At 70.6% G+C, this 12,746-nt stretch carries 14 protein-coding genes and 2 pseudogenes; 10 read left to right on the forward strand and 6 right to left on the reverse strand.

What is annotated here, in order from left to right; translation table 11 throughout:
- The first annotated feature begins 78 nt into the window (after positions 1-78).
- From OG747_RS01735 to OG747_RS01765, 7 genes and pseudogenes are all read left to right on the forward strand, one after another.
- Positions 79-861: a CoA transferase subunit A gene (locus tag OG747_RS01735; protein ID WP_405877094.1), complete on the forward strand. Its 783-nt coding sequence runs from the start codon at positions 79-81 to the stop codon at positions 859-861.
- Positions 861-1,505: a CoA transferase subunit B gene (locus OG747_RS01740; protein ID WP_405877096.1), complete on the forward strand. Its 645-nt coding sequence runs from the start codon at positions 861-863 to the stop codon at positions 1,503-1,505. The genes OG747_RS01735 and OG747_RS01740 overlap by 1 nt, the downstream gene beginning before the upstream one ends.
- A gap of 133 nt (positions 1,506-1,638) precedes the next feature.
- Complete coding sequence (locus OG747_RS01745; RefSeq protein ID WP_405877098.1) at positions 1,639-2,829, forward strand: thiolase family protein; 1,191 nt, start codon at positions 1,639-1,641, stop codon at positions 2,827-2,829.
- A gap of 142 nt (positions 2,830-2,971) precedes the next feature.
- Positions 2,972-3,073 (forward strand): annotated as a pseudogene (locus OG747_RS01750) (IS5/IS1182 family transposase); the annotation flags it as partial.
- A 22-nt stretch (positions 3,074-3,095) separates the two neighbouring features.
- Positions 3,096-3,149 (forward strand): annotated as a pseudogene (locus OG747_RS01755) (CGNR zinc finger domain-containing protein); the annotation flags it as partial.
- Between the two features lie 124 nt (positions 3,150-3,273).
- Positions 3,274-4,440 carry a molybdopterin-dependent oxidoreductase gene (locus OG747_RS01760; RefSeq protein ID WP_405877100.1) on the forward strand — a complete coding sequence of 389 codons (1,167 nt, stop codon included), beginning with the start codon at positions 3,274-3,276 and terminating at the stop codon, positions 4,438-4,440.
- Positions 4,437-4,877, forward strand: coding sequence for a hypothetical protein (locus OG747_RS01765; protein WP_405877102.1), 441 nt, complete (start codon positions 4,437-4,439; stop codon positions 4,875-4,877). Before OG747_RS01760 ends, OG747_RS01765 begins: the two co-directional genes overlap by 4 nt.
- 298 nt (positions 4,878-5,175) lie before the next feature.
- Here the strand turns inward: OG747_RS01765 and OG747_RS01770 are convergent, their stop codons facing one another.
- Entirely contained in the window at positions 5,176-5,352 is a 177-nt protein-coding gene (locus OG747_RS01770; RefSeq protein WP_405877104.1) for a hypothetical protein, read from the reverse strand.
- A 362-nt stretch (positions 5,353-5,714) separates the two neighbouring features.
- Here OG747_RS01770 and OG747_RS01775 point away from each other — a divergent pair, with 362 nt between their 5' ends.
- Positions 5,715-7,445: an MOSC domain-containing protein gene (locus OG747_RS01775; RefSeq protein WP_405877106.1), complete on the forward strand. Its 1,731-nt coding sequence runs from the start codon at positions 5,715-5,717 to the stop codon at positions 7,443-7,445.
- Between the two features lie 260 nt (positions 7,446-7,705).
- Here the strand turns inward: OG747_RS01775 and OG747_RS01780 are convergent, their stop codons facing one another.
- Complete coding sequence (locus OG747_RS01780) at positions 7,706-8,209, reverse strand: CGNR zinc finger domain-containing protein (protein WP_405877108.1); 504 nt, start codon at positions 8,207-8,209, stop codon at positions 7,706-7,708.
- Positions 8,210-8,412: 203 nt separating this feature from the next.
- Positions 8,413-9,003, reverse strand: coding sequence for a rhodanese-like domain-containing protein (locus tag OG747_RS01785; protein WP_405877110.1), 591 nt, complete (start codon positions 9,001-9,003; stop codon positions 8,413-8,415).
- An 81-nt stretch (positions 9,004-9,084) separates the two neighbouring features.
- On the opposite strand from OG747_RS01785, the gene OG747_RS01790 reads away from it, so the two are divergent.
- Positions 9,085-9,372 (forward strand): metal-sensitive transcriptional regulator, encoded by a 288-nt coding sequence (locus OG747_RS01790; RefSeq protein ID WP_405877112.1) that lies wholly within the window; start codon positions 9,085-9,087, stop codon positions 9,370-9,372.
- Between the two features lie 133 nt (positions 9,373-9,505).
- On the opposite strand, the gene OG747_RS01795 is transcribed toward OG747_RS01790, so the two are convergent.
- From OG747_RS01795 to OG747_RS01805, 3 genes are all read right to left on the reverse strand, one after another.
- Complete coding sequence (locus OG747_RS01795) at positions 9,506-10,249, reverse strand: sulfite exporter TauE/SafE family protein (RefSeq protein ID WP_405877114.1); 744 nt, start codon at positions 10,247-10,249, stop codon at positions 9,506-9,508.
- Positions 10,246-10,632, reverse strand: coding sequence for a rhodanese-like domain-containing protein (locus OG747_RS01800; RefSeq protein ID WP_405877116.1), 387 nt, complete (start codon positions 10,630-10,632; stop codon positions 10,246-10,248). The genes OG747_RS01795 and OG747_RS01800 overlap by 4 nt, the downstream gene beginning before the upstream one ends.
- A 122-nt stretch (positions 10,633-10,754) precedes the next feature.
- Positions 10,755-12,137: a rhodanese-like domain-containing protein gene (locus OG747_RS01805; RefSeq protein WP_405877118.1), complete on the reverse strand. Its 1,383-nt coding sequence runs from the start codon at positions 12,135-12,137 to the stop codon at positions 10,755-10,757.
- Between the two features lie 175 nt (positions 12,138-12,312).
- On the opposite strand from OG747_RS01805, the gene OG747_RS01810 reads away from it, so the two are divergent.
- Positions 12,313-12,723, forward strand: coding sequence for a DUF302 domain-containing protein (locus tag OG747_RS01810; protein WP_405877120.1), 411 nt, complete (start codon positions 12,313-12,315; stop codon positions 12,721-12,723).
- Positions 12,724-12,746: the final 23 nt, after the last annotated feature.

Genomic DNA, 12,746 nt, shown 5'->3' on the forward strand with positions numbered 1-12,746 from the left:
CATACCCATACGGAAACCCGAACAGGGGCAGACGCCGCTCGCGGCGAGTCTGCCGGACCGGAACGGAGCGCAGTACACATGGACAAGGTGGTTGCCACGGCCGAGGAGGCACTGACCGGCGTCACGGACGGAGCGTCCCTGGCCGTGGGCGGCTTCGGCCTCAGCGGCGTCCCCAACGTGCTGATCCACGCGCTGTACGCCACCGGCGTGACCGGACTGAGCGTGGTGTCCAACAACTGCGGCGTGGACGGCGGCGGCCTGGGCATCCTTCTCGCCGCGGGCCGTATAGCCCGCGTCACCGGCTCATACGTCGGCGACAACAAGGAGTTCGCCCGCCAGTACCTCTCCGGTGAACTGCTGGTCGAACTGACGCCGCAGGGCACGCTCGCCGAACGTCTGCGCGCCGGCGGATGCGGCATCCCCGCCTTCTTCACGCCCGCCGGTGTCGGTACCCAGGTCGCCGAGGGCGGCCTGCCCTGGCGCTACGCACCCGACGGCACCGTGGCCGTCGCCTCACCGCCCAAAGAGGTGCGCGAGTTCGACGGCCGGCGTCATGTGCTGGAGCACGGCATCACCACCGACTTCGCACTCGTGCGGGCCGCCAGAGGTGACCGCCACGGCAATCTCGTCTTCCACCGTTCGGCCCGTAACTTCAACCCGCTCGCCGCGATGGCCGGCCGCGTCACGATCGCGGAAGTCGAGCAGTTGGCCGAGCCCGGCGAGCTCGACCCGGACGAGATCCATCTCCCCGGCGTGTTCGTCCAGCACGTGGTCGAACTGACGCCGGAGCAGGCCGCGGACAAGCAGATCGAACGGCGCACTGTTTCCGCGCCTCCGGCACGAGGGACGGTGCGGCACTGATGCCATGGACCAGGGACGAGATGGCCGCGCGCGCGGCGGCGGAGATCCAGGACGGCGACTACGTCAACCTCGGCATCGGACTGCCCACACTGGTGCCCGAGTACGTGGCCGAAGGAGTGCACGTGGTGCTCCAGTCGGAGAACGGCGTCCTCGGCGTCGGGCCGTACCCGGCCGAGGCGGACGTGGACCCCGACCTGATCAACGCGGGCAAGGAGACGGTCACCGTACTGCCGGGTGCGAGTTTCTTCGACTCCGCGCTGTCCTTCGGAATGATCCGGGGCGGTCACATCGACACCGCCATTCTGGGGGCCATGCAGGTCTCCGCCACCGGAGACCTCGCCAACTGGATGATCCCGGGCAAGATGGTGAAGGGCATGGGCGGTGCGATGGACCTCATTCACGGCGCCCGCCGGGTGGTCGTCGTGATGGACCACTGCGCCAAGGACGGCAGCCCGAAGCTCGTCGCCGCATGCACCCTGCCCCTCACCGGCGTGGCGTGCGTCGACCGCGTCATCACCGACCTCGGCGTCCTGGACGTCACCGAGGACGGCCTCGTCCTCGTCGAGACCGCGCCCGGCGTCAGCACGGACGACGTCGTCAGCCGTACCGCCGCACCCGTACGCGTGCCGGACCCCGTCGGCTGACCCGCGTCAGCATCCCGTCGGCCGGCCCCTGGCCGGCCCCATGAACCCCGCCGGCCGGGTTTCCCGGACAGTACCCGGACCGGCGGGCTCACCTTCCTCCCTCCGAACTCCCTCCCCACCACAAGGAGTCCCGATGAACGAGCGCCCGCGGGACGTCTACGTCGTCGACGCCGTCCGCACACCGATCGGCCGCTACGGCGGTGCCCTGTCCTCGGTGCGCCCCGACGACCTCGCCGCCGGAGTGCTGCGCGAACTGCTCCACCGCAACCCCGCCCTGGACCCGTCCCTCATCGGTGACGTGTTCTTCGGAAACGCCAACGGAGCCGGGGAGGAGAACCGTGATGTCGCCCGTATGGCCGTCCTGCTGGCCGGTCTTCCCGTGACGGTCCCCGGAACCACCGTCAACCGGCTCTGCGGCTCGGGGATGGAGGCGGTCATCCAGGCCGCCCGCGCGGTGGCGCTCGGCGACGCCTCCGTCGCCGTGGCCGGCGGAGTGGAGTCCATGAGCCGCGCCCCATGGGTCCTGCCCAAACCGGAGCGGGCCTTCCCGGTCGGTAACCAGCAGCTGTGTTCCACCACCCTCGGCTGGAGGATGGTCAACCCCCGGATGCCCGATGCGTGGACCATCCCGCTCGGCGAGAGCGCCGAGCTGATCGCCGACAGGTACGGAATCACCCGCGAGGCCCAGGACGCCTTCGCGCTCGCCAGCCACGAGAAAGCCGCCCGGGCGTGGAAGGGCGGTGCGTACGACGCCGAGGTGGTCCCCGTCGAGGGAGTGGACCTGCCCCGCGACGAGGGGATCCGGGACAACACCTCCCTCGAGGCGCTGGCCCGCCTCAAACCGGTCTTCCGCGAGGGCGGCACGGTCACGGCCGGCAACGCCTCGCCCCTCAACGACGGCGCGGCAGCCCTGCTGCTGACCGACGAGGCCGGGCTGGCCGAGACGGGCCGTGAGCCGCTGGCCAGGATCCGCGCCAGTGCTGTGACCGGCATCGAGCCGCAGTACTTCGGCCTCGGCCCGGTCGACGCCATCCGCAAGGCCCTGACGAAGGCGGGACGCACGTTCGCCGACCTGCACACCGTTGAGCTCAACGAGGCGTACGCCGCGCAGGCGCTGGGCTGCCTCGCCGCCCTGCCCGAACTCGACTCCGGCATCCTGAACCCGAAGGGCGGCGCCGTCGCCATCGGTCATCCCCTCGGTGCCTCCGGTGCTCGCATCACCGCAGCGGTCGCCCACCAGCTCGCGGAAGCGGGCTCGGGCACGGGCCTGGCCGCGCTGTGCATCGGTGTCGGGCAGGGCCTGGCCCTGGTCCTGGAGCGCTGAGGCGACCGCCACCGGACATCACCCCGAGGACGCCGCACCATGACCCGTGGCTGGGGAGCAGCACCACACCGCCGGCTGGGAAACCACGACCTCGGCGGCGTCATGTTCCGTTCGAAGGCTGCGCGTACGTCCGCTCGCTCCCGAGACCTCCGCGAACATGCCGGCCACGGGCCAGGGTATCGACGCGGGCAAGAAGATCGCAGGCCATAGGCGCCACGTCGCTGTAGACACCCTCGCCGAACTGGCGCGGCCTTTGACCCCACACATGGTGCTCGCCGCAGCGCTGCGGCAACAGCGCCAAGGCGGCCCAGCACCGGCTGCGTGCCGCGGACTCCGGCAGGGAGGCCGGTATCCGCCGTTCAAGCGTTCCAGGACCGGGACGTCAGGCTTTCGTAAGGCGGGAAATCCTTCCGCCCGGGGCAGCGATGACCGTGGAATACGGGTATGCGTATTGCGCTTCCCCGGCCGCACTTCGGCGGCAGACTCCACGACCCGAGAACCGCCACGGTGGTCGGGCGCCTGCTGGGCCTGGCCATCTTCGTCTGCTTCGTGACGGGTGTACTCAGTCACTACCTGCAAGAGCCCCCGGGCTGGCTGTCCGGGCATCTGCCCACGCGTCCCGTCTGGGGATACCGGTTCAGCCAGGGACTGCATGTGATCAGCGGAATCGCCGCGGTGCCGCTGCTCCTGGTGAAGCTGTGGACCGTGTATCCGCGGCTGTTCGTGTGGCCGCCCGTCAAGTCCCCGGCCCACGCCGCGGAACGGCTGTCCATTGCCGTGCTGGTTTCCGCCACGCTGCTCGAAGTGTTCATGGGGCTGCTGAATACCCTGCAGTGGTACGTCTGGCCGTTCTCCTTCCGCCAGGTCCACTGGGCCCTGGCGTGGGTCATCGTCGGCTCCCTGCTGGTCCACCTCGCGGTGAAGGCACCTCTGATCGCCGAGCACTGGCGGCGATCCGCGGGGCCGCAGCCTGGTCCGCACCCCCATCAGGCGGTGAGTACTGCCGCTGCGGGGCGCGACGAACTGGACCGGCGTTCGCTGCTGCGAGGGGTGGCCATTGCCGTCGGAGCGGTCACCGTCGTCACGGCGGGACAGTCCGTGACCCCCCTGAAGGATGCCGACTTGCTGGCCCCCCGCGATCCCGACGTCGGCCCGCAAGGGCTTCCGGTCAACCGGACGGCAAAGGCGGCTGGCATCACGGCCGACGCTGTCAGCAACTGGAGGCTCGAGGTACACGGGCCGCGGCCCTACACGTTGACCCTGGACGAGCTGAGGGCGATGCCTCAGCATCGGGTGGAATTGCCGATCGCCTGCGTGGAGGGGTGGTCGAAGTCGGCGCACTGGGAAGGGGTGAGGATCAAAGACCTCCTGGTCCGCGCCGGCGTCGAAGACGGCGCCCGCCTGCGCATCGTGTCCCTGCAACGCCACGGCGGCTACGGCGTGAGCGAGATGGACCGTCCTTACACACGTGATGACCTCACCCTGCTCGCGCTGCGCCTCAATGGTGATGTGCTGGCGCCGGACCACGGCTACCCGGCCCGCGTCATCGCGCCGAACAGGCCTGGCGTTCTGCAGACCAAGTGGGTCACCCGGCTGGAGGTGCTGACATGAGATCCCTGACTGCCCTGCGAACGCTCCTGGTCCTGCTGGGGCTCGGGCTGTGCGGCTTCGGGGTGTTCCAGTTCGTCGACCGCACGGCTCCCGGCCCGGGTGACGCAGTCGAGGTCCTGGAGTGGCTGGCAGGTGCCGTCGCCATACACGACGGGCTCCTGGTCCCCGCGGTCCTGGCGGTAGGACTGCTCGTCACCGACTCGCCCGTTCGCGCGGTACTGCGAGGCGGGCTCCTGAGCGCAGGCTGCCTGTCGCTGATCGCGTTGCCGATGATGCTGCGCGCCGGGAAGTCCGCCAACGCGACCGTGCTGCCGCTGAATTACGTTCTCAACTGGGGCATCGTCATGAGCATCACGCTCGTGGTCACCGCATCTGTGTCCTGGGCCAGGCTGCAGCGCTCCCGCCGGTCGGCTGGACGCGGAAAGCCCGGGAGCTGACCGTGCCGTCCGGGCCCGCCAGGGGGCAGTCATGATCCGTACTGTCGGCGCTCCGCCCCGGCATGGGGCCCGCAGCCGTATCAAGCGCCCCTGTCACCGCATCGGCATCCGCGACACGTCGCGCACCCTGGAGGCGCGCTCGGGGGACACGGTGATCGTGCGGACCACCCGGCCGAGCAGGGAAGCCGGACTTCGAAGCTCCCGCCGGTTCAGGAGTGTGCCACGGGACGGCGTAGCCCCACGGCGAAGGTCGCCCCCTTCACCGTGGGGCGTGAGGTGTCGGCAGGGGCGGCCAGGCTTATTCCTCGCGTTCGAACTCCGCCCGGGCACGTTCGGCATCAAGTTCTTCCTGTGCGGCACGGTAGATGTCGCCGGCCAGCTTACGGGCGGCCTGAGGATCGGAAGTCGAGGAGACCGTCCGGATCCGGTCAGCCCATTTCTCCATGCTCTGCGGGGTTTCAGGATTCTTACTCACACTACTTTTGTACCTTTTTGTGGGCTCCTTCGCCTCCCCTGCCGGAGTGTGAGACGCGGCCGGGCGGCGGTATGGACGACCGGCAGACCACGACGACGCAGATCGGCCGGGAATCGTGCGACCAGCGCGTCGGAAGGCGTCGCCGTGATGGCGACGACGCCCCGGTGCACACCATTCGCAGAATCTGGCCCAGGCCTCCCCAAGGTTCATATTCCGAAGCCGGGCGCCGATCAGCCAGACCACTAAGCTCGATGATCTGGAGGTCGTGTCCTCCCCCTCTGCCGGGAGACGTCCGATCGATTCGAGCAGCATGTTCAGGCGACCAGCTTCGCCGTGCGGCGGCGCCGTACCGGGAGGATGAGATGGCAACCCTGCTCTCAGTCAACGTGGGGCAGCCGAAGGACGTGCGCTGGCGCGACAGGACGGTACACACGGGAGCGTGGAAGTATCCCGCCGACGGCCCCCGAACGGTGCGCCGCCTCAACATCGACGGAGACGGCCAGGGCGACCTTCAGGGCCACGGCGGGGAGCAGAGGGCAGTCCTCGTCTACCAGACGCAGTCCTACGCGTACTGGCGCAAGGTTCTCGAGCGCGACGATCTCGAGTTCGGCCAGTTCGGGGAGAACTTCACCGTCGACGGGCTGGCGGACGACGAGGTCTGCATCGGCGACCGGTACCGCATCGGCGAAGCCGAATTCGAGGTCACCCAGCCACGCGTGACCTGTTACCGCGTCGGCATGCGGCTGAACGAACCGCGCATGGCCTCTCTGCTGGTCGCCCACCACCGCCCCGGCTTCTACCTCCGCGTCATCACCGAGGGCCGGGTCCGGGCGGGAGACCAGATCACACGGACCCGCACCGGCAAGGGGTCGCTCACCGTCGCCGATACCGATGCCCTGCTCTACCTCCCGGACCCCGATCCGGCCAAACTGCGTGCCGCTTTGAGCATCGAGGCGCTCAGCCCCGGATGGCAGCAGTCCTTCCAGGACATGAGCCGTCGGCTCGACCAGCCGCCCGGCCCCGCACCCACCGCACCGGGCTGGAGTGGCTTCAAACAGCTGCTCGTGACCCAGGTCGTACCCGAGACACCCTCGGTGTCCTCCTTCTACCTGCAGGCCGCGGACTCCCAGCCGCTGCCCCCGGCCACGCCCGGCCAGTACCTGACCGTGCGGATCCCCAGAGAGGGCCGGCCCGGCCTGGTGCGTTCCTATTCGCTGTCCTCCGCCCCCGGTGCCGCCGAGTACCGGATCAGCGTCAAACGCGAAGAGCGCGGTGCGGTCAGCACCTACCTCCACACCCATCTGAACAGAGGCGACGTCATCGAAGCAGCCGCCCCCCGCGGGACGTTCGTGCTGTCCGATGACCACACGCCCGTGGCACTGTTCTCGGCGGGCATCGGCGTCACTCCCGTTCTGGCGATGCTGCACCAACTGGCCCGCGACCACAGCTCCCGCGCCGTGTGGTGGGTGCACACCGCGCGCGATCCCGGGCAGCACCCCTTCGCGGAAGAGGCCCGGCAGCTCCTCGCCCGGCTGCCCCACGCCCGCGCCTTCGTCTACTACACGGCCCCGGATCTTGAGATCACCGGAGGGCCGGGCATCACGCACGGACGTATGACCGGCGGAGGCATCCAAGAGCTGGGCATCCCCGCCGATGCGCACGCCTACCTGTGCGGCCCTGAGGGCTTCATGTCGGCAGTGACATCCGCGCTCCAACTGGCGGGGCTGAGCAGTTCGAACATCCACACCGAAGTCTTCGGGGCACTGGCGGCCATCAATCCCGGCATCACCCACCCAGGTTCCGGACAGCCTCACCAGCCGCCCGGCCCCCAGGGCACAGGGCCTGCCGTCACCTTCGCCCGCAGCGGGCTGTCCACCCGCTGGTCGGACCGGTACTCAACACTGCTGGAGCTGGCGGAGGCATGCGAGATCCCCACCCGCTGGTCCTGCCGTACAGGGGTGTGCCACACCTGCACCACTCCCCTGCTCACCGGGCAGGTCCAGTACACGACGCTGCCCCTGGAAGATCCCGCCTCGGGCGAAGCTCTGCCATGCTGCAGCATCCCCACCACCGATGTCCTTCTGGATCTGTGATGCGACCGGACCGAGGACGGCGCTCCCTCCGCATGGCACAAGGGCTCGTTGAGGTTCCGGCCCAGCGCCTCCTGGACGGGGCTGCCCCCGATCGGGGGCAGCCCCCGTGACCCGGCATCGCCGGTCGCTTGCCACCATCGACGTCGCGGGCCCCACCCCGCGATTCGCCGACACTCGATGACGGCGACGAAGCCGGCCTGCGCGGGGGCGGGGGCGGGCAGATCCTTGCCGCCGAGATCCGGCCTCGTATGAAACTTCAGCTAGCTCTGGGCTTCCTTGGTGCGCTGATAGTGGCGTCGGGCCTTCATCCGGTTGCCGCACTCGGCCATGGAGCACCATCGGGCGCTGTTGGGCTTGCTTCGGTCGAGAAGGAAGCGTTGGCACTGCGGGTTTGCGCAGGGCCTGAGCCGTCCCGGCCTGGTCTCCTGCAGGCCGGCCCAGGTCAGTACCGACTCAGCCGCCATGCGGCGCGCGGCGGGTACCTGAAGGGACCATTCGAGCTTCCCGCCCGAGACGTCGGGAATGCTGCTGACCCCCTGGAGGAATTCACCCAGGCACGCCGGTTCGCGCTCGCCTCTCACGACGTACTGAAGGGCGTCGCGTGCGGCGATGAGGCAGCTGAGTTCGTCGCTCGACCCGCTCCCCCCGTGCCGGCGCGCCCATGCGCGGCCTGCCGAGGGCGTGCCGAGAGCGTCGCGTGTCGAGCCCTCGACCACAGCATTCTCAGCACCCTGTCCAGGATCGGCATGCACCCGGTACGGCATGGCCGGCACGCGAGGAGCCCCCGCTGCCCGGCGGCGCCGCCGCGCCGAGACAGAGCTCGGGCGATCACCGCAGTCCGCGCCGTCGGCAGGGTTGGCGTACACGCCAGACCGCCGCGCGCCCGGCGAACAGGCGCCGGGAAACGCGGCGGACCACGACGACGTACGCCCGTACACCCTCCTGCGCGCGCCCCCGACGTGAGGATTCAGCGACTGCGCAGGGCCGCGAGGGTGGCGTCCAAGTCGGCCACGCGGGGCCGGTTGTGCGGCAGCTTGGCGAGCATGGCCGCCATTCCGCAGGTGTTGGTGAGGGCGGAGAAGACGAGGCCGCCCGCGATGCCCGCCGAGAGGAGCTGGAAGGCCGGGTGTACGAGCAGGCCGAGGCCGAGGCCGGCGAGCACGACAGTGCCGGCGGTGAAGCGCACCTGGCGTTCCATGCTCCAGGTGGCCCGGGGGATGTCGCAGACCGCGGGCTGGTGCAGGTCGTGGCCTTCGGCGGCCCAGGCGCCGGTGCCACCGGCCAGGGTGGCCGTGGGGATCCCGCGCTCGGCCAGGAGCTTGCAGGCGTTCTCGGAGCGGGCGCCGGAAGCGCACACGACGAGGACGTCGCCGTTCTCGGCGGCCTGCCGGATCTCGGGCAACGCACGCCGGAGGTGGTCCAGGGGGATGTTGAGGGCGCCGGGCAGGTGGCCCGAGGCGTACTCGCCCGGTGTCCGAACGTCGATGACGGTCAGCTCGTGCAGCCGGCTGCGGGCCTGGTCGGTTCCGAGGGCGACGGGCGTGAGGGGAACGGTCATGGCTGGTGCGATCCTTAGTGTTCGACGGTACCGCGTACCGGGGCGTACAGTACCCCTAGGGGTATTTTTGGAGGAGTGATCGTGGAACTGGATCTCGCAGGTGCGGAACTCAAGTCCGTGCTGAACCGGCTGCGCCGGGCGCAGGGGCAGATCTCCGGTGTGATCCGGATGATCGAGGAGGGCCGGGACTGCGAGGAAGTCGTCACGCAACTCGCCGCCGCCTCCCGGGCCTTGGACCGGGCGGGATTCGCGATCATCGCCACCGGCCTGCAGCAGTGCCTGACCGATACCGAGAAGGCGCAGCGGAACGGCGAGACGACGGAGCAGATGCGTGCCCGGCTGGAGAAGCTCTTCCTGTCATTGGCCTGAGACACTCGGGTGTCGGCCGCCCGCCATGTAGAACCGGGGTGGCCGGCGCGCAGCACCGGGCGGTCGCCACGCGTCACCGGACGGTGCCACGCATCACCGGGTGGTCTGGGCGCATCACGCGAACACCGCGACATCACACCACCACGTCGATCAGCATGAAGGCGGCTACCGCCAGCAGCACCAGCGCGAAGATCCGCTGGAGCGTGCCCCCGGAGACCTTCGAGGCCAGGCGCTTGCCGTCCCACGCGCCAAGGACGGCCGCCCCGGCGAACGGGGCGATGACGGCCCAGTCCAGCCCGTCGGCCGTACCGGCGCGCGTGGCGAGCGCGGCCAGCGAGTTGACGGAGATGACCAGCAGGCTGGTGCCCACCGCCTCCCGCATCCGCAGCCCCAGCACCCCGACCAGGGCCGGTACGGCCAGGAAGCCGCCGCCCACGCCCAGTACCCCCGTGACACCGCCCAGACCCGCACCGGCGCCGGCCGCGCGGACCGGCCGCACGTGCCCGGAGACCGCTGGGCGACCAGGGCGCAGCATGCGCATCGCGGCCAACGCCGCGACGGCGGCGAACGCACAGGTCAGCGCGGCCTCCGACAGGCGCCCGGCGACGACTCCGCCGAGGATGGCCGGACCGACGCCCGCCGCCGCGAACAGCAGGCCGGTGCGCCAGCGGACGTTGCCGTCGCGGGCGTGTGCGGACAGTGCGGTGGCCGAGGTGACGGTGACGATGACCAAACTGGCGGTGGTGGCCGCGACCGGGGTGAAGCCGAGCAGATAGATCAGGGCGGGGACGGCCAGGACACTGCCGCCGCCCCCCAGGGCCCCCAGCGCCAGGCCGATGACGGCTCCGGCGGCCAGGGCGAGTATCAGAGCGCTCACGCGACGGTGCCGTCCTTGCCCAGTGCGTTGACCACGGGCAGTCCGGATCGCTCCCAGTCCCGCATCCCGCCGATCACGTCGACGGCCTCTGCGCCTCGGGCGGTCAGTAGTTCGGCGGCCTGCCGGGAGCGGTTGCCGGAGTGGCAGATGACGACCAGGGGCCGCCCTTGAGCCGCGGCGGGCAGTCCGGCCCCGGCCATCAGTGCCGACAGGGGCAGGTGCACGGCCCGCGAAGCGTGCCCCGCCTGCCACTCGTCCGGTTCACGGACGTCCAGCAGTACGGCGTCGCCCGCCGTGGCGGCGTCGCCGTGGCCGGTGCGGGCGACCGCCAGCCGCACGGTGACCCGGCCCGGGCCGCCCCGGCCACGTCGGAACACACTCATCGAAACTCTCCGCTCCTCATTACTTCGACAGGGACTCGCGCGACCGACGGGTGAGGCACCCGTCTGACTGGTACGGCAGCCGTCCGCCTGGCACGGCAGCCGTCGGGCTGATATGGCAGCCGTCACCGTGAGGCGTCTCGGACGGCGAGCCCCGCCCTTTCGGCGTTGTCGTAGGCCTCGTCCACGGCGACGACGGTGCGGCCCGCCGCGTCCAGCAGCGAGGCGGCTATGGCGGCGCGCATCCCGCCGGCACAGTGCACCCACACCTCGCCCGGAGGGATCTCGTCGAGCCGACGGTGCAGGGTGTGCAGGGGAATGTGGACCGAGCCCTCGATGAAGCCACCGGCCTGTTCGGATGCGCGCCGCACGTCCAGGACCACGACGTCCTCGTTCCCGCGCCGCTCGGCGAGGTCGGCGAGGTCGGCGAAGGTGGCGCGCCGGAAGGACCCCAGGGCCTCGTCTTCGCGCACCCAGCCCGACGGCTCACCGGTGGCCGCGGCGGCGGGGCGATCGATGCCGACCCGGACGAGTTCGCGCTGGGCGGCGGCCAGTTGCCCGGCCGATTCCGCGAGCAGCGTCACGGGCTTGCCCCATGGGATCAACCAGGCGAGATACGTGGCGAGTTGGCCTTCGGCCTCGAAGTTGAACGAACCCGAGACATGTCCGGCGGCGAAGGCGACGCGGTTGCGCAGGTCCACCACCCACTCCCCCGCGGCGAGCCGGGCGGCGATCTCGTCGGCGTCGGCCGGTGCGGGCGGCGTGAGGTCGACCGGCGCGGGTCCCTTGGCGTTGGCCGGGCCCATGTGCGCGTAGTACGCGGGGATGTCGTCCAGTCCGGCGAGCAGGTCGGCGACGAAGGTGTCGACGTCCCGGATGAGCGCCTCGTTGCCGGCCTTCTCCTTGCCGATGGTCGTCGCAGTGCCGTCGGCCTGGCTCGAGGAGCAGAAACTGCCGAAGCCGTGGGTGGGCAACACGGCGGCCTCGTCCGGAAGTTCGGCCGCCAGGCGCTGCACCGAGGCGTGTTGGGCACGGGCGAGGCGCTCGGTCAGGCGCGGCTCGACGAGGTCGGGGCGGCCGACCGTACCGATGAGCAGCGAGCCACCGGTGAACACCGCGACCGCCACCCCGCCCTCCTCCAGCACGTACGACGTGTGGTGCGGGGTGTGCCCGGGGGTGGCCATGGCCCGCAGGGTCAGGCCGGCGGCGCTGTCGATGTCCACGCGGTCCCCGTCAGCCACCGGTGTCCGCGCGAACGAGACCCTGGCATCGGCGGGGACCAGGTAGCTGGCGCCGGTGATCCGAGCCAGCTCCAGCCCGCCGGTGACGTAGTCGTTGTGGATGTGCGTCTCGACGACGTGGGATATCCGCACCCCGCGCCGTACCGCCGCGGCCAGGACCTGGTCGATGTCGCGCGGCGGGTCGACCGCCACCGCGGTGCGCTCAGCGCCCGCGAGGTAACCGCGGTTGCCGAGGCCTGCCAGCTCAATGACGTCAACGAAGAACACGTCGATGACTCCCTTCAGTGAATAATTACCCCCAGGGGTATGCATTCGACAGTAGCATAGGTACCCCCGGGGGTATTTCTTGAGAGAGGGTGCCCCTTCCGGAGACGCCAGGAGTACCGGCCGCGCTCCGGGACACCCGCCCGTCCCGCCGCACCCGAGCAGAAAGGCCGCCACCATGCGCTACGACCGCACCGCGCACCTCGACACCGACTTCGCCACCACCGTGAGCCACGTCCGTGACGCGCTCGCCGAGCAGGGCTTCGGCATCCTCACCGAGATCGACGTCGCCGCCACCCTCAAGGCCAAGCTCGACCAGGACATGGAGGACTACGTGATCCTCGGCGCCTGCGATCCGTCGCTGGCCCACCGGGCACTGGAGACCGACCGGACCGTCGGCCTGCTGCTGCCCTGCAACGTCGTCGTCCGCACCGACGGCGACCGCACCGCGGTCCACGTCCTCGACCCCGGCACGATGGTCGCGCTCACCGAACTCGACGCCCTGCGCCCGGTCGCCGAGGAGGCGACCCGTCGGCTCGACGCGGCCCTCGCCTCCCTCACCGCGACCGCGCCCGCCAAGGACGCCTGACGCCACGGGGCGCGACGCGCCGC

Source organism: Streptomyces sp. NBC_01384, assembly GCF_045040035.1.
Classification (GTDB): domain Bacteria; phylum Actinomycetota; class Actinomycetes; order Streptomycetales; family Streptomycetaceae; genus Streptomyces.

Excerpts from the sequence above, each read along its gene's own strand:
- OG747_RS01735 (WP_405877094.1), top strand. The coding sequence starts at position 79 with ATGGACAAGGTGGTTGCCACGGCCGAGGAGGCACTGACCGGCGTCACG.
- OG747_RS01780 (WP_405877108.1), bottom strand. The coding sequence starts at position 8,209 with ATGCCGTACCGGGTGCATGCCGATCCTGGACAGGGTGCTGAGAATGCT.
- OG747_RS01765 (WP_405877102.1), top strand. The coding sequence starts at position 4,437 with ATGAGATCCCTGACTGCCCTGCGAACGCTCCTGGTCCTGCTGGGGCTC.
- OG747_RS01740 (WP_405877096.1), top strand. The coding sequence starts at position 861 with ATGCCATGGACCAGGGACGAGATGGCCGCGCGCGCGGCGGCGGAGATC.
- OG747_RS01760 (WP_405877100.1), top strand. The coding sequence starts at position 3,274 with ATGCGTATTGCGCTTCCCCGGCCGCACTTCGGCGGCAGACTCCACGAC.
- OG747_RS01800 (WP_405877116.1), bottom strand. The coding sequence starts at position 10,632 with ATGAGTGTGTTCCGACGTGGCCGGGGCGGCCCGGGCCGGGTCACCGTG.
- OG747_RS01745 (WP_405877098.1), top strand. The coding sequence starts at position 1,639 with ATGAACGAGCGCCCGCGGGACGTCTACGTCGTCGACGCCGTCCGCACA.
- OG747_RS01775 (WP_405877106.1), top strand. The coding sequence starts at position 5,715 with ATGGCAACCCTGCTCTCAGTCAACGTGGGGCAGCCGAAGGACGTGCGC.
- OG747_RS01810 (WP_405877120.1), top strand. The coding sequence starts at position 12,313 with ATGCGCTACGACCGCACCGCGCACCTCGACACCGACTTCGCCACCACC.
- OG747_RS01785 (WP_405877110.1), bottom strand. The coding sequence starts at position 9,003 with ATGACCGTTCCCCTCACGCCCGTCGCCCTCGGAACCGACCAGGCCCGC.